General features: G+C 72.2%; 14 protein-coding genes. 8 read left to right on the top strand and 6 right to left on the bottom strand.

Going from position 1 to position 17,569, the window contains the following annotated elements; translation table 11 throughout:
• The first annotated feature begins 4 nt into the window (after positions 1–4).
• From ACWD4A_RS15090 to alaS, 5 genes are all read left to right on the top strand, one after another.
• A complete protein-coding gene (locus ACWD4A_RS15090; protein WP_451193889.1) occupies positions 5–901 on the top strand; it encodes a nucleotidyltransferase domain-containing protein in 897 nt (298 codons plus the stop codon).
• Complete coding sequence (locus ACWD4A_RS15085; RefSeq protein ID WP_451193887.1) at positions 898–1,473, top strand: SLOG cluster 4 domain-containing protein; 576 nt, start codon at positions 898–900, stop codon at positions 1,471–1,473. The genes ACWD4A_RS15090 and ACWD4A_RS15085 overlap by 4 nt, the downstream gene beginning before the upstream one ends.
• Positions 1,470–2,018, top strand: coding sequence for an orotate phosphoribosyltransferase (locus ACWD4A_RS15080; protein WP_451193886.1), 549 nt, complete (start codon positions 1,470–1,472; stop codon positions 2,016–2,018). Before ACWD4A_RS15085 ends, ACWD4A_RS15080 begins: the two co-directional genes overlap by 4 nt.
• The gene (locus ACWD4A_RS15075; RefSeq protein WP_451193884.1) at positions 2,015–2,692 is read left to right on the top strand and encodes an HAD family hydrolase; all 678 of its coding nucleotides are present in this window, start codon (positions 2,015–2,017) and stop codon (positions 2,690–2,692) included. Before ACWD4A_RS15080 ends, ACWD4A_RS15075 begins: the two co-directional genes overlap by 4 nt.
• Positions 2,693–2,916: 224 nt before the next feature.
• On the top strand, positions 2,917–5,577 hold the full coding sequence (gene alaS, locus ACWD4A_RS15070) for an alanine--tRNA ligase (protein ID WP_451193883.1): 2,661 nt from the start codon (positions 2,917–2,919) through the stop codon (positions 5,575–5,577).
• Between the two features lie 217 nt (positions 5,578–5,794).
• On the opposite strand, the gene ACWD4A_RS15065 is transcribed toward alaS, so the two are convergent.
• Both ACWD4A_RS15065 and ACWD4A_RS15060 read right to left on the bottom strand, forming a co-directional pair.
• Positions 5,795–8,023 carry a glycoside hydrolase family 31 protein gene (locus ACWD4A_RS15065; RefSeq protein ID WP_451193881.1) on the bottom strand — a complete coding sequence of 743 codons (2,229 nt, stop codon included), beginning with the start codon at positions 8,021–8,023 and terminating at the stop codon, positions 5,795–5,797.
• Positions 8,024–8,185: 162 nt separating this feature from the next.
• A complete protein-coding gene (locus ACWD4A_RS15060) occupies positions 8,186–9,043 on the bottom strand; it encodes a helix-turn-helix transcriptional regulator (RefSeq protein ID WP_451193880.1) in 858 nt (285 codons plus the stop codon).
• 46 nt (positions 9,044–9,089) lie between these two features.
• On the opposite strand from ACWD4A_RS15060, the gene ACWD4A_RS15055 reads away from it, so the two are divergent.
• Positions 9,090–10,544: an MFS transporter gene (locus tag ACWD4A_RS15055; protein WP_451193878.1), complete on the top strand. Its 1,455-nt coding sequence runs from the start codon at positions 9,090–9,092 to the stop codon at positions 10,542–10,544.
• A gap of 45 nt (positions 10,545–10,589) precedes the next feature.
• Complete coding sequence (locus ACWD4A_RS15050) at positions 10,590–12,278, top strand: AAA family ATPase (protein ID WP_451193877.1); 1,689 nt, start codon at positions 10,590–10,592, stop codon at positions 12,276–12,278.
• A 70-nt stretch (positions 12,279–12,348) separates the two neighbouring features.
• Here the strand turns inward: ACWD4A_RS15050 and mshC are convergent, their stop codons facing one another.
• The 4 genes from mshC to ACWD4A_RS15030 all read right to left on the bottom strand — a co-directional run bounded on the left by mshC (position 12,349) and on the right by ACWD4A_RS15030 (position 16,240).
• Positions 12,349–13,578 carry a cysteine--1-D-myo-inosityl 2-amino-2-deoxy-alpha-D-glucopyranoside ligase gene (gene mshC, locus ACWD4A_RS15045; protein WP_451193875.1) on the bottom strand — a complete coding sequence of 410 codons (1,230 nt, stop codon included), beginning with the start codon at positions 13,576–13,578 and terminating at the stop codon, positions 12,349–12,351.
• A gap of 450 nt (positions 13,579–14,028) precedes the next feature.
• Complete coding sequence (locus tag ACWD4A_RS15040; RefSeq protein WP_451193873.1) at positions 14,029–14,859, bottom strand: SCO1664 family protein; 831 nt, start codon at positions 14,857–14,859, stop codon at positions 14,029–14,031.
• The gene (locus tag ACWD4A_RS15035) at positions 14,823–15,413 is read right to left on the bottom strand and encodes a DUF3090 domain-containing protein (RefSeq protein WP_451193871.1); all 591 of its coding nucleotides are present in this window, start codon (positions 15,411–15,413) and stop codon (positions 14,823–14,825) included. Before ACWD4A_RS15035 ends, ACWD4A_RS15040 begins: the two co-directional genes overlap by 37 nt.
• A gap of 125 nt (positions 15,414–15,538) precedes the next feature.
• Positions 15,539–16,240, bottom strand: coding sequence for a histidine phosphatase family protein (locus tag ACWD4A_RS15030; RefSeq protein ID WP_451193869.1), 702 nt, complete (start codon positions 16,238–16,240; stop codon positions 15,539–15,541).
• 298 nt (positions 16,241–16,538) lie between these two features.
• Here ACWD4A_RS15030 and corA point away from each other — a divergent pair, with 298 nt between their 5' ends.
• Positions 16,539–17,531, top strand: a complete 993-nt coding sequence (gene corA / locus ACWD4A_RS15025) for a magnesium/cobalt transporter CorA (RefSeq protein WP_451193944.1) — start codon at positions 16,539–16,541, stop codon at positions 17,529–17,531.
• The last annotated feature ends 38 nt before the right edge of the window (positions 17,532–17,569 follow it).

Below are 17,569 nucleotides of genomic sequence, written 5' to 3'. Positions count from 1 at the left end.
GCGCATGCCCGCCACGCTCATCACCGCCCCGCCCGACCTGCGGCTGGCCGAACTCGCCGAGGCCAACCGGCCGGCGCAGCTGCCGCTGGTCACCCGCACCGCCGAACTGCTGGCCACCTCCCCGGCGGTGACCCACCTGCTGGTTCGCGGCTCGCTCGCCTCCGGCACCGCGGACCGGCTCTCGGACGTTGACCTCCTCGTCGGCATCCGCGACGACGCGCTGCCCACCTTCATTTCGGCCCTGGACGACCTGATGGCCGTCGAGGCCGGAGCCTTGCTGCCCGGCTGGCGGGACAGCATCGTCGTGGACCTGGGCGGGATCGGGTTCGTCTTCCTGGTCCCGCACGACGGGAAACTGCACCAGATCGATCTGTACCTGGCCCCCGCGTCGCAGGTCCCCACGATCCGCCGCCGCGTCGCCAGCACGATCCTGTTCGAACGTGCGCCGTCGGAGACGACCACCTCGCAGATCCGCCAGGCCAGGGAATGCGTTGCCGAGCAGAGGGCGCGGCCGAAGTCGTGCACCGAGCTACTGATCGAGCACCTGGTGCTGGCGGTGCTGCTGCACAAGCGCATCCAGCGCGGTCAGCGGTTCATCGCGTACGCCGAGTGGCACCTGCTGCACACTGCGACCAAGGACCTCATCAAGACCGCCCTCGCCCCCGCCTCCCGGTTCTGGGGCTGGTACCAGCTGCGGGAGGAGATCGCACTCACCCCGATCGGCCGGGCCTGCCTGGCCGACCTGGAGATGGCGGTCACCTCCCCGGCCGTCCCGGACGCGGCGGACGTCGACGCCGCGCTGGACCGGGTGATCGCGTTGACGAAGCGGGCCTGCCCCAGTGCGTTGGACGGCCTGCACGACGCCGTCACCGCGTACCGGACCTACCTGGAGCTGGCATGACACCGACACCGGAGGCGACGGGCAAGACGGCGGTGTTCTTCGGCGGGGTCGTCCCCGCGTCCGAGGACGAAGAGCGGATGGCCGAGGAGATCGGCATGGCCCTGGCCGGGGCCGGGTTCACGCTTCTGCACGGCGGCTACAACGGGCTGATGGAGGCCGCCGCCCGCGGCGCCGCCTCCAAGGGCGGCCAGGCGATCGCGGTCACCCTGAAGGACAAGCACCCTGAGTGGGGCGACTTCAACCCGCACATCACCGGGGAAGTCCACCTGCCCGACCTCGGCGCCCGCCTGAACCACTACCTCGCTCGCGCGGACCTCGTCGTCGCGATGGGCGGTGGCATCGGCACCCTGCACGAACTGACCGCCGCCGTCTACTACGCGGGCAACATCCGCCCCGTCCCGGTCTGGCTCACCGGCCCCACCGCCCTTCGCCTGCTGGCATTCCTCAAGCGGGAGAACTGGCTCTTCGAGTCGCCCACCAGGCCCCTGGGATTCCTCACCCCCATCGCTTCGGCGACGCTGTTTGCCACCGAACTCGCTCACCTGTCCCCGTCCGCAAAGGGGAAAGCATGACCAGGACCACGAACATCACGGCTGCCATGTCGGCCCGGATCGCCGTCGCCTGCGTGGACGGCCCCTTCACCCTCGCTGACGGCCAGGTACTGGATTCGTACTTCGACGAGTTCCGGCTCGCCAGCGACCCTCAGCTGCTGCACGACGTCGCCAAGGCGATGCACGCCTTGGTCCCCGCCGGGGCCGAGGTGCTGGCCGGTGTCGAGCTCGGTGGCATCCCACTGGTCGTCGCCCTGTCGGCGGCCACCGGCCTGCCGGCCGCCTTCCTGCGGCGAATGCCCAAACGCTACGGCTCACAGCAGCAGATCGAAGGCACACAGGTGGGAGGCCGCCGCGTCGTCCTGATCGATGATGTAGTCCGCTCCGGCAGCCAGCTGCTGGCCATGGCCCATGCTCTGAGGGTCGCTGGAGGCCACGTCTCCGACGCGCTCTGCATCTTGGAGCGGCCGCTGGGTGGCAAGGTCCTGCTGGACGAGCACGGCATCGCCCTCGGTTCGCTGCTGCGCGAAAGCGACCTGCCTGCGTCGGCCGGGGCGGTGTCATGAAGCCCGTCGTGCTGTTCGACCTGGACGGGGTGCTGCTGGACAGCCGAGCCGCGATGCTGGCCACCCTGGCCGGGGTCGCCACCGCTGCGCTCGGGCGCCGCGTCACGGTTGCGGACCTGCCGCCGGACGCGATCACCACCCCGCGCGTCGAGGTTCTGTCCGCGCTCGGCGTCCCGAACCCGGACGAGCTGTGCGAGATCTGGTGGGATCCGGCCTTGGCCACCGCTGCTGGCACCGCGCTGTTCCCTGGAACCGTGGAAGGAATCTCTGCGCTGCGGGCGGCCGGGGCTGCTGTCGGCCTGGTCACCCTCCAGACCAGAGGTCGCCTGCCCTGGCTCCTGCCGCCGGAGGTTTTCGAGCTGATGGACACCACCATCTGCCGCGAGGACGCCGAGCCCAAGCCCGCCCCCGACGGCATCCTCCTGGCCCTGGCCCGTCTCGGCGCCACACCCCGCGCGGCGCTCTTCGTCGGCGACACCCTCACCGACCGGTGGGCCGCGTTCCAGGCCGGGGCCGCTTTCGCTGGAGCCGGGTGGGGATACGCAGGCCGCCGTGCCCTCACCGAAGCTGGCTGTCCGGTGGTGCTGACGAACCCGGCTCAGATCGGCCCCGGCCTGCTCGACCTGATTCCCTCCGGGCGGGCCCCACAGCGGGTGATGACTGCATTTAGCTGAGCGATCTTGACTCCGCACCCGCTACAGTCGGTGGTGCAGCAGACCCACGTGTCTGCTGCACCACCCTGTGTGCGATGGATCTGGAGTCATGGTGTTCACCGTGGGGGCGCGAGCTATCTGCGTCGAGCTGGAGAACTGAGAACCCTCTCAGTCCCTGTTCTCGGCCCGGCTCGGCGTGTGATCTTCCCCCACCTTTCACGACTCTTCCGTGAGGCCATGCCGCCATGCGCTCGATGCAGATCCGCAGCACTTTCACCGACTTCTTCACCTCCCGCGGCCACCAGCAGGTCCCGTCCAGTCCGCTGATCCCGGACGACCCCACCCTGCTGCTCGCCAACGCCGGGATGAACCAGTTCAAGCCCTACTTCCTCGGCGAGACCCCGCCCGCCTTCCCCCGCGCCACCAGCATCCAGAAGTGCGCCAGGACCTCCGACATCGACAACGTCGGCCGCACCAACCGGCACGCCACGTTCTTCGAGATGATGGGCAACTTCTCCTTCGGCGACTACTTCAAGGAAGACGCCATCGCCTTCGCCTGGGAACTCCTCACCCAGGGCTATGGGCTGGAGAAGGACAAGCTCTGGATCACCGTCTACGAGGACGACGACGAGGCCGAGCACCTCTGGCGCCGCATCGGCGTCCCCGCCTCCCGCATCCAGCGCCTGGGCATGGAGGACAACTACTGGTCCATGGGCGTCCCCGGCCCCTGCGGCCCCTGCTCGGAGGTCAACTACGACCGCGGCCCCGCCTTCGGCAAGGAAGGCGGCCCCGCCGTCGACGGCGAACGCTACGTGGAGATCTGGAACCTGGTCTTCATGCAGTTCCAGCGAGGCGAAGGCGACAAGAAGGGCAACTTCCCCATCCTCGGCGAACTCGCCAACAAAAGCATCGACACCGGCCTCGGTCTGGACCGCCTCGCCGCGATCCTCCAGGACGCCGAGAACGTCTGCACCACCGACCTGCTGCTCCCCACCATGGACACCGTCCAGAACCTGGCCGGCCGCGAGTACCCCGGCCAGGGCGAGGAGAAGGTCTCCTTCCAGGTCGTCACCGAGCACGCCCGCTCCATGGCCTTCCTCATCGCGGACGGCGTCCTGCCCGCCAAGGACGGCCGCGGCTACGTCCTGCGGCGCCTGATGCGCCGGGCGATCCGCCACGCCCGCCTCCTGGGCATCGCCGGGCCGGTCCTCCCTGCCGCCACCGCCAGCGTGATCACCAATCTGGGTGACGTCTGGCCGGAGCTGGCCGCCCAGGCCACCCTGATCGAGCAGGTCGTCACCGCCGAAGAGGAGTCCTTCACCCGCACCCTGGCCCAGGGAACCCGGCTGCTGGACGCCGCGATCGCCCGCACCCGTGAGAGCCGGTCGGCCGCCCTGCCAGGAGAGACCGCCTTCGAGCTGGCCGACACCTTCGGCTTCCCCCTCGAACTCACCGTCGAGGCCGCCCGTGACGCCGGCCTGACCGTTGATGAGGACCGGTTCGCCGTGCTGCTGGAGGAACAGAAGAGGCGCGCGAAGGCCGGAGGCAAGGCCAAGACCACCGAGGCCCTGCGGAAGATGGACACCTACCGTGAGCTGGCCGCGCAACTGCCGCGCACCGAGTTCCTCGGATACGACCACCTCACCGCCGGGACCACGGTGAAGGGCCTGATCTCCGAAGGGACCGTCGTCACCACCGCCCCCGAAGGCGCCGAGGTCGAACTGGTCCTGGACCGCTCACCGTTCTACGCCGAGGCCGGCGGTCAGATCGGCGACACAGGCACGCTCCGCACCAGCAACGGCACTCTGCTACGGATCACCGACACCCGCTACGGCCTGGAAGGCTTCCGCGTTCACACCGCGCGCGTCCTGGAAGGCGAGATCCGTACGGGGGACGGCGGTGAGGCGTCCGTGGACGCCGACAGGCGCAAGGGCCTGATGCGGTCGCACTCGGCCACCCACATCCTCCACGCCGTCGTCCGCGCGGCCCTGGGCGACCACGCCGCCCAGCAGGGCTCACTGGTCGAGCCGGACCGGCTCCGCTTCGACTTCGCCCACTTCTCCGCCCTCAACCCCGACCAGCTCGCCCAGATCGAGACCGTCGTCAACGGCCACGTTCTCGACGACCCGGAAGTGCGGGCCTGGCACGCCGACCGCGCCGAAGCCGAGGCCGCAGGCGCCATCGCCCTGTTCGGAGAGAAGTACGGCGACACCGTCCGCATCGTCGACATCGGTGACTTCTCCCGCGAACTCTGCGGCGGCACCCACGTCGCCCACGGCTCCCAGGTCGGCACCTTCCGCCTGCTCAGCGAGTCCTCGATCGGCTCCAACCTCCGCCGTGTCGAAGCCCTCACCGGCCACGACACCCTCCGCCACCTCGACACCGAACGCCGCCTGCTGAACGAACTCGCCGGCCTGCTCGGCACCACCCGGCCCACCGATGCCCCCGACGCCCTGCGCAAGCGTCTCCAGGCGCTCGCCACGGCCCAGGAACAGCTGTCGACGCTGCGGGCCGAAGAACTGCGGCACCAGGCCGCCCTGTTCGCCGACCAGGCCGAACCGTCCGGGCGTGGCTGGATCGTCGCCCAGCGCGTCACCGGCATCGCCCCGAACGAACTGCGCGGCCTGGCCACCGACGCGGTCGGCCGTATCCACCGAGGCCCCGCCGTCGTCATCCTCGGCACCGAGCACAACGGCAAGGCCCTGATCGTCGCCGCGATCTCGCACAGCCTCCACCAGGAAGGCGCCGAGGCCAGCCAGATCCTCACCGACGCCGCCCGCACTGTCGGCGGCGGCTCCGGCGGACGCGGCCCCGTCGCCAACGCAGGCGGACGCCGCACCGAAGCCCTCGGCCAAGCCCTCGCCATCGCTGCCACTGAAGCCGGACTGCTCCTGGCCGACGGCTGAACGGGGCTCAAAGCCACCGAGCAGCACACCGGGGACCGGCTCGTCGACTCACCGATGGTCAACGCGGCACTGGCCGCCGCGCGACTGGCGGACGGGTATCCGGATCTTCTGGCCGCCAGCTCGCACATGCTCGCCATCGCGCGCGCATAGTGCTGCCGACTCCTCACGTTTGTGCTGGTGCCGCCCACGGACGGCACCAGCACAAACATTTCGTTCGTCAGTCCCGCAGCGCGACCGTGAACGCCCGGTCCGTCGGCAGGGTCCCCGTCCTGACGTGGACGACCCCGCCGCGGTCGGAGGGGTCGTAGCGCCAGCCTTCGCCCTGGGGCAGCACATGGCCGTCGAGGGTCACGGTCCGCGGAGCGGACTTGGTGTGGATCGTGAACTCGTACGGGCGAGCCGTCTGCTTGCCCCGGAAGTCGCCCTTGGAGGCGCCCACTTCGAGGGTTACGCCGTCGCGCGCCGCCCGGGTCGTCAGGGTCTGCTGGGCGTACGCGCCCCCGCGGTGGGCGCGGGTGACGCCGTCGTCCTCGTAGAGGGTGAAGGAAGAGGTGCCCTTGGGGTAGATGTCCCAGGCCAGGGGGGAGTCGGGGGTGCGGTCCTCGTACGAGCGGATGCCTGGCCACATCGGGATGTTGGCCCCGGACTTCACGAACAACGGCAGGGTGTCGAGCGGCGCCCGGTAGCCGTCCAGCGTCCTCGGGCCCTCGTAGGTGCGGCCGGTCCAGTAGTCGGTCCAGGTGCCCTTGGGGAGGTAGATGCCGTTGCGGACCTCGGAGTCCTCGTAGACGGGTGCCACGAGGAAGGACTCACCGGAGAGGAACTCGTACTTGGCGGCGTCGGAAGCCGCCTTGGGATCGTCCGGGTACTCCAGGGCCAGCGGGCGGACCGGGCCGACGCCCGTGCGGGTGGCCTCCGCCGCGTAGGTGTACATGTAGGGCAGCAGCGACTCCTTGAGCTTCAGGTACTTCCGGTTGACGGACGTGTACGGGTCGCCGTACCGGAAGGGCTGTTTGTCGCTCGGTGCCCAGCCGTCCATCGTCATCACGGCGGGCAGGAACGCCTTCCACTGCAGGTCGCGGACGTACGTCTTGGGGCTGCCGCCGAAGATGCCGTCGACGTCGCCCGTGGTGTAGGCGAGTCCGGACACGGTCGCGCCCGCGTACGTGGGGATCTGCCAGCGGATGTACTCCCAGGAGCCCTTCTGGTCGCCCGACCACTGGACCCCGCAGCGCTGCGCGCCCGACCAGCTCTCCGGCGCCCAGGTGAAGCCGCGGGCGTCGCTGTTGTCCTCGATGCCCTTGTAGGCGTCCTTGCAGCCGTCGAGGGCGAACTTGTAGCCGTCGCCGACCCAGGCGACGTCCAGTTTGGCGACCCGCTGGCCCGCCTTGACCTGGTCGGCGAGTTTCGCCAGGCCGTCCTGGGTCCACAGGCCCATCTTCGTCCTGTGCTCGCCGAGGCCCTTGCTCACGTCCGGCAGGTTCTCGTAGCCGCAGCCGTAGCCGTCGTTGACGAGCATCCAGCCGTTCGGCATGTCGGCGGCCGTGTAGCCGTCGGCCACCTTGAGGGCGTCCAGGGTGTGCCGTTCGCCGCGGTTGGCGTTGTGCAGGTAGCAGTCGGAGTCGCCGATCTCCAGCCCGTACACCGGTGGCAGGAAGGGGCGGCCGGTCAGCCTGGTGTACTGGCCGATGACGTCCTTGGCCGTGGGGCCGGCGAAGTAGTAGGCGTCGAAGCGCCGTTCCTTCTCGGTGGTCGTGACCGGGGCGCCGAAGGTGTACGTGCCGGGGGCGTAGGTGTTCCGGAAGACGCCGTAGCCCGCGGAGGAGAGGTAGTAGGGCACCGAGTTGGGGTGGCCCCCGTCGTCCCAGTTGTAGTCGACGCCCACCTCGACCGTCCTGCCCCGGTGCGAGGTGTTGCCGCGGCCGTTCTGCATCCCGGCCCCGTAGAACTGCTCGTCGGCCCCGCGGGCGAGGGTCTGCGTCGTGCTGTCCTTGTCCCAGCTCAGGCCCTTGGTCTCGGACCATACGCGGGTGCCGTCGGCCCGGTGGAGCGCGAAGCGCAGCGGGGACTTGTACGCGCGCAGGGTGACCGCCGAGGTGCTCAGCTCGTAGCGGTCGCCCTTGTCCCGCCAGCGGGTGCGGGGCGGGGGGCCGCCGCGCGGCAGCACGATGTCCTTGCCGGTCGGCTCGGTGAAGGTTCCGTCGGGGGCGAGTTCGATGCGGAACGTCTCCGGGGAGACGAAGGTGACCCGGGCCCGCGCCTGCCCGGCGCTCAGGCGGTACGCGGCCGCGCCGTCCGCCGCGAAGCCGGTGACGCCGCCGACGGTCGTCCGGGCGGGCGGGTCCTCACCGTGGGCGCTGCCGTGGGCGCTGCCGACGGGCCCGGCGAACACGGCGAGGAGGGCGGCGACGGCGACGGCCGCCCTCGGACGTATGGGTGTTCTCATGGGGGCGTGCTTAGCGGTGGCGCCGGGCACTTGGCCATGGACTCTCAGGTGTGCGCACGTGGATTTTTCCCCGGCCCCGCCCCTTCCCGGCTGTGCCGATTCGCGGCTCCGCCGCGTGAGGGGAGTCCCCGGGCCGCGGCACCGCACGGCGGGCCGGGCGGCCTACGCCCCGCCGTCGTACAGCTCCGGCAGCCTGCGGGCGGTCTCCGCGTCCGCGGGCATGCAGGCGAAAAGCTTGACGCCCGGGGCGTCCAGCGCGGCCAGCTTCACGTAGTCGAAGGTCAGCAGCCCGGCGCGGGGGTGCCGGAACTCCCGTCGGTTGGGGAGGAAGTCGGTGACGTCGTGCGCCTCCCACCAGGTGGCGAATTCGGGGCTCTCCCGGCGGAGTTCCCGGGTGAGGCGTTCGAGGCGGGCGTCGCCGACGCGGCGCTCCGCGTCCGACCGGAACTGGGCGAGGAGGTGCCGCGCCTGGCCCGGCCAGTCGACGACGAGCGTACGCAGCGCCGGGTCGGTGAACATCAGCCGCAGGAGGTTGCGCCGCTCCGGCGGGAGCCGGGCCGGGTCGCCGATGAGCCCGGCCTCGGCGCGGTTCCAGGCGACCAGGTTCCAGTCGGCGTCGAGCAGATACGCGGGGCACGGATCGAGCGCGTCGACCAGCCGTTGCAGGGCCGGGCCGGGGCCGTCGGCCGGTGCCGGCTCCGGGAGCGGCTCACCGGCCAGCGCGAACAGGTGCCGCCGCTCGGCCGCGTCGAGCAGCAGCGCGCGGGCCAGGCTCTCCAGCACCTGCCTGCTCACCGTGATCTCGCGCGCCTGCTCCAGCCACGTGTACCAGGTGACGCTGACGCCGGAGAGCTGGGCGACCTCCTCGCGGCGCAGCCCCGGCGTACGGCGCCGGGGTCCGGCGGGGATGCCCACGTCGCGCGGGGTGATCCGCTCCCGGCGCGACCGCAGGAATTCGGCGAGGGACCGTCTGCGCGCGTGGTCCTCGGAGGGCTTTCGGGGTGGTCCGGATACCGGCATAAGTGGTCACTGTAGGCCCGGACATGATCGCTGGACGATCGTGGTCATGACGCAGAATCCAGCCGTGCTCCCCGCCCGTCCGACGGCCGACGGTGGTGGTGCCTCGCCGTGGCGGGCCCTGTCCGTGGTGCTGACCGGGGCGTTCATGGCCGTGCTCGACACCTTCATCGTGCTCGTCGCGGCCCCGGCGATCCGGGCCGATCTGGGCGCTTCGGCCGCCGATGTCCAGCTCGTCCTGGCCGGGTACCAACTCACGTACGCCATCGCGCTGATCACCGGTGCCCGGCTCGGGGACCTCTTCGGCCGCAAGCGGATGTTCATGACCGGGGTGGGGCTGTTCACCCTCGCGTCCGTGGCCTGTGCCATGGCTCCCGGCGCGGGCGCCCTGATCGCCGCCCGGATGTGCCAGGGGCTGGGCGCGGCCGTGCTGTTCCCGCAGGTACTCTCGATGATCCAGGTGCTGGTACCGGCCGCGCGGCGCCCCCGGGCGCTGGGCGCCCTCGGCGCCGTGATCGGGGTGTCGGGGGCGATCGGCCAGCTGCTGGGCGGCGTCCTGGTCGCCGCGCACCTCTTCGGTTCCTCCTGGCGGCCGGTCTTCTGGGTCAACGTGCCGGTCGGGCTGCTCGCGTTGGGGCTGGCCGCGGTGTACGTCCCCGAGTCGCGCGCGGCCGGGGCCCGGCGGCTCGACCTGGGCGGCGCGGCCGTCCTGACGGTGGCGCTGTTCCTGCTCGTGGTGCCGCTGATCGAGGGGCGCGAACGCGGCTGGCCGACGTGGACCTGGGGCAGCCTGGCCCTCGCCGCCGTCGCCTTCGCCGTCTTCGGCGCCGTGGAACGCCGGGTCGAGGCGCGGGGCGGCGCGCCGCTGGTGCGGCTGCGGCTGCTGCGCGAGCGGCCGTTCGCCGTGGGGATGTCCCTCGTCGTCCTCGCCTACGCGGGCATCAACTCCTGCTTCCTCATCCTGTCGTTGACGCTCCAGGACGGCCTGGGCACGAGCGCCCTGGGCGCCGCGGTCGTCTATGTCCCCTTCGCCGCCGCCTTCTTCGCCACCAACCTGCTGTCGGCCCGGCTCGCCCGGTACGGACTGCGCGCGCTGCGGGCGGGTGCGCTCGTCACCGCGGCGGGGTACGTGGCCGTCATCGCGCTCGGCTCGGCGGGGGACGGCCTCCGCCCGTGGGAACTCGCCCTGACCCTGCTCCCGATCGGCGCCGGGAACGGTCTGCTCGTCCCTCCGCTGCTGGGCGCCGTCCTCTCCCGCGTCGTCCCGTCCGAGGCCGGCACCGCCTCGGGCGTCCTGGCTACCGGCCAGCAGGTCGGCGGCGCCGTGGGCGTCGCGGTGACGGGCGTCCTCTACTTCGGTGCCCTGGACGGAGCCCCCCGCCACGACGCCGCCGCGTACGCCCACGCGTTGGCGGTCACCACGGTCTTCCACCTGGCCCTGGCCGCGGCGGTGCTGGGCCTGCTGGCCCTCCTGCCGGAGGGGGCCTGGGATGATCGAGCCTGATCAGCGGCCTGCCGGGGGTGGGCCGGGTGCGAGTGGGGAGAGGTCGTGCTGGGAGCTTTCGATGGCCGGCGTTCCGCGAAGAAGGCCGAACGTGCCTGGAAACAGGCGGTGGCACTGCTGCGGAGGGACGACGTCGAGGGCGCGGCCACGTCCTTCGAGGAGGCCGTGGCGCACGATCCCACCGCCGCCGACGCCTGGCTGGGACTGCATGCCACGGGGCGGCGGCAGGAGGAGGCTCTCGACGCCATCATCGCGCACCCGGAATCGCTCGGCGCCCTGCGCGGGAAGTTCGGCACGCCGCTGTCGTCGTGGTTCTCCATAGGCGACTACGTCGAGGCGGAGCTCGTGATCGCGGAGGATCTGTGGCCGGCGGTCACGTATCTGGCGCTGCGCGACGGGGAGTACACGACGGCGGCCGCCCGGCTGGCCCGGCCTCCCTACGAGAACGACGAGGTCCGGTTCCTGCGCGCCCGGCTCGCCGTGCTCACCAGGCAGTGGACCGAGGTCCTGACCTGGACCCGGGCCGTCGAACAGGACGGCCCCCTCGCGGACGAGGCGGATCTCTACGCCGCCACCGCCCTCGTCTGTCAGCAGCGGTACACCGAGGCCCTGGACCTCCTCGGACCGATGCCGCGGCACGTGGGCGAGGCCTCCTTCGCGGCGGAGGTGTCCGGCCTCCGCGGCGCGGCGTTCGAGGGGCTCGACGACCCGGACGAGGCGCTGCGGCACTACCGGCACGCGTACCGCCTCGATCCGGAGCTGGACCACGTGGCGGAGGCGATCCAGGATCTGAGCGGTGAACCGGGGGAAGCGGCGGCCGAGGGCGCGCCGCTGTCCGCCGAGGAGCGCGCCGGGCTCCTCGCGGAGGCGGTGGCGACCCTGGACGCCATGGTCGGGCTGGAGCCGGTGAAGCATCAGGTCCGTACGCTCATCGCGCAGTTGCGGATGGCGGTGCTGCGGGAGGAGCAGGGGCTGCCGTCCGCCGCGCGGCCCCGGCACTTCGTGTTCGCCGGTCCGCCGGGCACCGGCAAGACCACGGTCGCCCGCATCGTCGGGAAGGTCTTCGCCGGGCTCGGGCTGCTGGAGAGCGGGCACGTGATCGAGGCGCAGCGCGTGGACCTGGTCGGCCAGTACCTCGGGGCGACCGCGGTCAAGACGACCGGGGTGATCGACTCGGCCCTGGACGGCGTGCTGTTCATCGACGAGGCATACGCCCTGGTCAACGAGGGCTACCACAGCGGCGACGCGTTCGGCGCGGAGGCCGTGCAGGTGCTGCTGAAGCGCGCCGAGGACGACCGGGACCGGCTCGTGGTGGTTCTCGCGGGCTACCGCGAGGAGATGGGCGAGCTGCTGTCCACCAACCCCGGCCTGGCCTCGCGCTTCACCACCCGGGTGGACTTCCCCTCGTACTCGGCGGAGGAGCTGGTGCTCATCGCCGAGTCCGTCGTCGCCCAGCAGGGCGACACCGTGGCCCCGGACGGCCGGGCGGCCCTCGCCGCGTGCTTCGCCGAGGCCCTCGGCCTGGACCTGGGCGAGAAGCTCGGCAACGGCCGGTTCGCCCGCGAGCTCTGCCAGAAGGCTTCCGCCGTCCGCGACCTCCGGCTGGCCACCGCCCTGGAGGGCGGCCGCACGCCGGTGCGCGAGGAGATCACGACACTGCTGGCCGAGGACATCGCGGAGGCGTACGGGGAACTGGTGGCCCCGCACCTGGAGGCGGCGCCCCGCGGGCGCTGAGGGCCGGACGGCGCGGGGCGCTCCCCCGGACGTACCGGAGGAGCGCCCCGAACACGGCGCGAGGAGCGGGCTACAGCGCCACGCCCAGCAGGGCGTCGGCGGTGCGGGACACCAGGCCCGGGGCGCCCTCGTCCGTGCCGCCGCCGGCGGCCTGGGCGGCGGCCCAGCGGTCGATGGCGGCGAGGGCGCGGGGGGCGTCGAGGTCGTCCGCGAGGGCTTCGCGGACCTCCTCCACCAGGGCGTCGGCGGACGGGCCGTCGGGGCGCGAGACGGCCGCGCGCCAGCGGGCGAGCCGCTCCACGGCCTCGCTCAGGACGTCGTCGGTCCACTCCCAGTCGGCGCGGTAGTGGTGGGACAGCAGGGACAGGCGGATGGCGGCCGGGTCGACCCCTTCGCGGCGCAGCGCGGAGACGAAGACGAGGTTGCCCCGGGATTTGGACATCTTCTCGCCGTCGAGGGCGACCATGCCGGCGTGCACGTACGCCTGGGCGTAGGGGTGCTCGCCGGTCAGGGCCTGGGCGTGCGAGGCGCCCATCTCGTGGTGCGGGAAGACCAGGTCGGAGCCGCCGCCCTGCAGGTCGAAGCCCATGCCGAGGTGGTCGAGGGCGATGGCGACGCACTCGATGTGCCAGCCGGGGCGGCCGGGGCCGAGGGAGGCCCCGTCCCAGCTGGGCTCGCCCGGACGGGCGGCCATCCACAGCATCGGGTCGAGGGGGTTCTTCTTGCCGGGGCGGTCCGGGTCGCCGCCGCGCTCGGCGGACAGCAGGCGCATCGCCTCGGCGTCGAGCCCGGAGACGCCGCCGAAGGCGGGGTCGGCGGCGACGGAGAAGTAGATGTCGCCTTCGAGCTCGTAGGCGGCCCCGGCGTCGCGCAGCCGCTCCACCAGGGGAACGATCTTCGGTATCGACTCCACGGCACCGATGTAGTGCCGCGGCGGGAGCATCCGGAGGGCGGTCATGTCCTCACGGAAGAGCGCGGTCTCGCGCTCGGCAAGGGCGGTCCAGTCCTCACCGTCGCGCACGGCCCGCTCCAGCAGCGGGTCGTCGATGTCGGTGACGTTCTGGACGTAGTGAACCTGCCGCTTGGTGTCGAGCCACACGCGCTGCACGAGGTCGAACGCGTTGTAGGTCGCCGCGTGACCCATGTGGGTCGCGTCGTACGGCGTGATGCCGCATACGTAGATACGGGCGACGGGACCGGGGACGAGGGTCACTCGTCCACCGGTCGCGGTGTCGTGGATCCGGAGGTCGCGGCCACTGCCGGGCAGGGCGGGAACCTCAGAAGCGGGCCAGGCATGCATGCCATGAGCGTAACCGGACGCATGTTCCGGATACGAACCGGATCCGGCTGTTGGCCGAATAGACCGTCTTGTACCGGGGCGCTGCGCTGTGCTTTCGGTTCGACTGCGGGTCCGTTGCCGCCTGCGGCGGGGGCGGCCTGCGGCCGCGTCCTCAAACGCCGGACGGGCTGGATTTGCGAGCGTTTCGGGTTCGACTGCGGGTCCGTCACCGCCTGCGGCGGGGGCGGCCTGCGGCCGCGTCCTCAAACGCCGGACGGGCTGGATTGTGCGGGCGTTGTCCGCAATCTGCGGGCCGCAGGCCAAAGAGCCACGGTCCGGAAATCCAGCCCGTCCGGCGATTGAGGACAACGCGGCGGAGCCGTGTTGCGGGGTCCGGGGCAGAGCCCCCCACGCGGCGGAGCCGCACATCGACACAGCCGGGAAGGGGCGGGGCCGGGGAACCGGTGCCGGTTACACCGGGGGCCAGGGGATGGCGGGCCATTGGCCGCTGGGCTCGCGGTGGCGGCCCGTGCGGAGAAGGTCCGCGACCCGCTCGCGCAGCGCGTCGATCTCCGCGGGCGTGATCAGTCCGGCCAGCCGCCCGGCCAGAGGGCTCCCGTCGGCCAGATCGGCCGAAAGTCGCCGCAGGGCCTCGACCGCCTCGCTGGTCAGCGGTTCGCCCGCCCAGCCCCACAGGAGCGTGCGCAGCTTGTCGTCGGCGTTGAAGGTCACACCGTGGTCGATCGCGTAGAGGCGGCCGTCGGCGGCGGGCAGCAGGTGGCCGCCCTTGCGGTCACCGTTGTTGATCACCGCGTCGAGCACGGCGAGGCGGCGCAGCCGCTCGTCGTCGGCGTGGACGAGCAGCGCGGTGCGCTCCTCCCCCACGTCGGCGCGGGCCACGGCCTTCCAGCCCCGGCCGGGCTCGTCCCCGTCGACGAGGGCGAGCAGCCCGGTGCCGGCGGACTCGTCCTCGGACGCCTCGATCCACAGCTGGCACATGCCCTCGCCGTACGGGCCGTCGCGCAGCACGGTGGGCGGGACGAGCCCCCAGCCCATGGCCTCGGAGAGTTCGTAGGCGGCGACCTCGCGCTGGGCGAGCGTGCCGTCGGGGAAGTCCCACAGGGGCCGTTCCCCGGCGACCGGCTTGTAGACACAGGCGGCGCTGACGCCCTCGTACTCGACCGTGCAGTAGAGGACGGCGTTGGAGGCCTCGCGGACCCGGCCGTGCACGGTCAGCTCGCCCAGGGTGAGCAGCTCGTGCGGGGTCACGCTCCGCGGCGGTATCCGTTCTGGCGCGGACATACGTGTCCCTCCGGGTCGAGCGGCAGGCTGCAGAGCGGGCACGGCGGGCGGCCGGCGTTGACGACCTCCAGGGCGCGCTTGGCGAAGGCGCGGGCCATGGTGCCGGTGAGGCGCACGCGCAGCATGGGCGGGCCGTTGGCCTCGTCCTGGAGGAGTCGCTCCTCCGCCTCGGCGAGATCCTCGTCGGTGTCGGCGTCCAGCTCGACGAGGGCCTGCGCCTCCACGATCATGCGGTCGTTCTCGCCGTCCCAGGCCAGGGCCATGGTGCCGACCCTGAACTCCTCCTCGACGGGGGTCTCCAGGGGCTTGGTGTCGCCGAGCTCGGTGGGGGCCACGGCGGGCACCGGGGCGCTGCCGCCGGTCCGCCGTACGACCTCGTCCAGCAGCTCGTCGATGCGCTCGGCGAGCGCTTCCACCTGGGCCTTCTCCAGGGCGACGCTGGTGGTGCGGCCGGCCGCGGTGGCCTGGAGGAAGAAGGTGCGGCGGCCCGGCAGCCCGACCGTACCGGCGACGAAACGGTCCGGCGGGTCATAGAGGAACACCTGACGGGGCAACGTCCTGCTCCATTTGGTTGCGGATGGTCGGAGACCGGGAGGGCCGCGGGGCGGGCCCCCCGGGGGTGCTGTTCAGGGGCGGTGCGGCGGCCGTGGCCGCGTCACCACCCTACTGCGCACGGCGATCACGGTGCTCCCGCCCCGCCTCCGACGACCCCGTCCTCCGCCGCGGCGGGCCCGCCGGCGGGCTCCTCCGCGGGGGCGAGGCCGCGGAGGTCGCCGGTGTCGCCGAGGCGCACCAGGAAGGGGCGCAGCCGGGTGTAGCGGATGGCCGTGACCGAGCAGGGGTCCACGGCGATCCGCTGGAAGAGGTCGAGGTGGGCGCCGAGGGCGTCGGCGACGAGGGACTTGATGATGTCGCCGTGCGAGCACATGAGGTAGACGGCGTCGGGGCCGTGCTCCTCCTCGACGCGGGCGTTCCAGTCCCGTACGGCGTCCACGGCCCGCGCCTGCATGGCCCGTACGGACTCGCCGCCGGGGAAGGCGGCGGCGGAGGGGTGCCGCTGGACGAGCTCCCACAGGGGCTCGTCGGCGAGTTCGGCGATCTTGCGGCCCGACCAGTCGCCGTAGTGGCACTCGCCGATCCGTTCGTCGGTGTGCAGCGGCAGTTCGGGGCGGGCCGCGAGGAGCGGGGCGAGGGTCTCCCGGCAGCGCTGGAGCGGGCTGGTGACGACGGCGGCGAGCGGCAGCTCCGCCAGGCGGCCGGGGAGGGCGGCGGCCTGGGCGGCACCTCGCTCGTCCAGGGCGATGCCGGGGGTCCATCCCGCGAGCACTCCCCCGGTGTTGGCGGTGGACCGGCCGTGCCGGACGAGGATCAACGTGGGCATGACGCCAGCCTAGGCGCTGGCCGCTGGGCACCTCCCCCCGGGCTTCTGCTGTTCCGCCGTTGCCTCCCCCAGACTCCGTCCGGGGGGACCCCCAGCGGCGGGAGCACCCTCCGGGCGCGTCCTCAAACTCCCCCAGCTACCGCTGGGAGGTGCCCCCAGGACAGGCTGGTTTTCGCGGACCGTAGCCAGCACATTCAGCCCGTCCGGCGTTTGAGGACGCGGCCGCAGGCCGCCACCGCCGCAGGAGGCAACGGTGGGCCGGTCATGCGGCGGACCCCAGCGGGAGCGACGCGGCAGAATACGTCGCGTGATCGTGGACTGCGCTATTTACCGGGACGGGCGCCGCACCGAGGGGCCCGACGACTTCTCCGACGCTCTCGCCGAGGCGCGGGCGGAGGGGCACTCCTTCCTCTGGGTCGGGCTGCACGAGCCCACGGAGGCGGAGTTCGAGCTGGTGACGAGCGAGTTCGGGCTGCACCCGCTGGCCGTGGAGGATGCCCTGAAGGCGCATCAGCGGCCGAAGTTGGAGGTCTATCAGGGCTCGCTGTTCGTCGTGCTCAAGCCGGTCGTGTACGACGACGCGGCGGACACGGTGACCACGAGCGAGCTGATGCTGTTCATCGGCGACTCCTTCGTGGTGAGCGTGCGGCACGGCGAGGGCAGCCCGCTCGCCGAGGTGCGTCACCGGCTGGAGCAGGAGCCGGAGGTGCTCCGGCACGGTCCGGCGGCGGTGCTCTACGCGGTGAGCGACGCGATCGTGGACCGGTACATCGAGGTGGCGTACCAGCTCCAGGCGGACCTGGAGGAGCTGGAGACGGAGGTGTTCGCGCCGGTGGGCGGGGACACCAGGAACACGGCTTCGCGGATCTACGCGTTCAAGCGTCAGGTCATGGAGTTCCGGCGGGCGTCGGGGCCGCTCGCCGATCCGATGACCCGGCTGACGGGGGCGGGGGTGCCCTTCGTCCCGGAACCTTCGCGTCCGTTCTTCCGTGACGTGAGCGACCACCTGGCCAGGGCGAACGAGTCCGCGGAGGGGCTGGACCGGCTGCTGACGGACATACTGTCCGCCCACCTGGCGCAGATGGGTGTCCAGCAGAACGATGACATGCGCAAGATCTCGGCGTGGGCGGCGATGGCGGCGGTCCCGACGATGATCGCCGGTATCTACGGGATGAACTTCGCGCACATGCCGGAGCTGCGGCAGCCCTGGGGATACCCGGCGGCGGTCGCGCTGATGGCCGGGCTGGTGTTCTTCCTGCACCGCTACTTCAAGCGGCGGGGCTGGCTGTGAGCGGCGGTCGGTGAGCGGCGGCGACGGGGCCCGCGCGT

Source organism: Streptomyces sp. NPDC002537 (genome assembly GCF_053594975.1).
This window is presented reverse-complemented; position numbering and strand designations above follow the sequence as displayed.

Coding starts and splice junctions, on each gene's coding strand:
- ACWD4A_RS15090 (WP_451193889.1), top strand. CDS start 5: ATGCCCGCCACGCTCATCACCGCCCCGCCCGACCTGCGGCTGGCCGAA.
- ACWD4A_RS15085 (WP_451193887.1), top strand. CDS start 898: ATGACACCGACACCGGAGGCGACGGGCAAGACGGCGGTGTTCTTCGGC.
- ACWD4A_RS15080 (WP_451193886.1), top strand. CDS start 1,470: ATGACCAGGACCACGAACATCACGGCTGCCATGTCGGCCCGGATCGCC.
- ACWD4A_RS15075 (WP_451193884.1), top strand. CDS start 2,015: ATGAAGCCCGTCGTGCTGTTCGACCTGGACGGGGTGCTGCTGGACAGC.
- alaS (WP_451193883.1), top strand. CDS start 2,917: ATGCGCTCGATGCAGATCCGCAGCACTTTCACCGACTTCTTCACCTCC.
- ACWD4A_RS15065 (WP_451193881.1), bottom strand. CDS start 8,023: ATGAGAACACCCATACGTCCGAGGGCGGCCGTCGCCGTCGCCGCCCTC.
- ACWD4A_RS15060 (WP_451193880.1), bottom strand. CDS start 9,043: ATGCCGGTATCCGGACCACCCCGAAAGCCCTCCGAGGACCACGCGCGC.
- ACWD4A_RS15055 (WP_451193878.1), top strand. CDS start 9,090: ATGACGCAGAATCCAGCCGTGCTCCCCGCCCGTCCGACGGCCGACGGT.
- mshC (WP_451193875.1), bottom strand. CDS start 13,578: ATGCATGCCTGGCCCGCTTCTGAGGTTCCCGCCCTGCCCGGCAGTGGC.
- ACWD4A_RS15040 (WP_451193873.1), bottom strand. CDS start 14,859: ATGTCCGCGCCAGAACGGATACCGCCGCGGAGCGTGACCCCGCACGAG.
- ACWD4A_RS15030 (WP_451193869.1), bottom strand. CDS start 16,240: ATGCCCACGTTGATCCTCGTCCGGCACGGCCGGTCCACCGCCAACACC.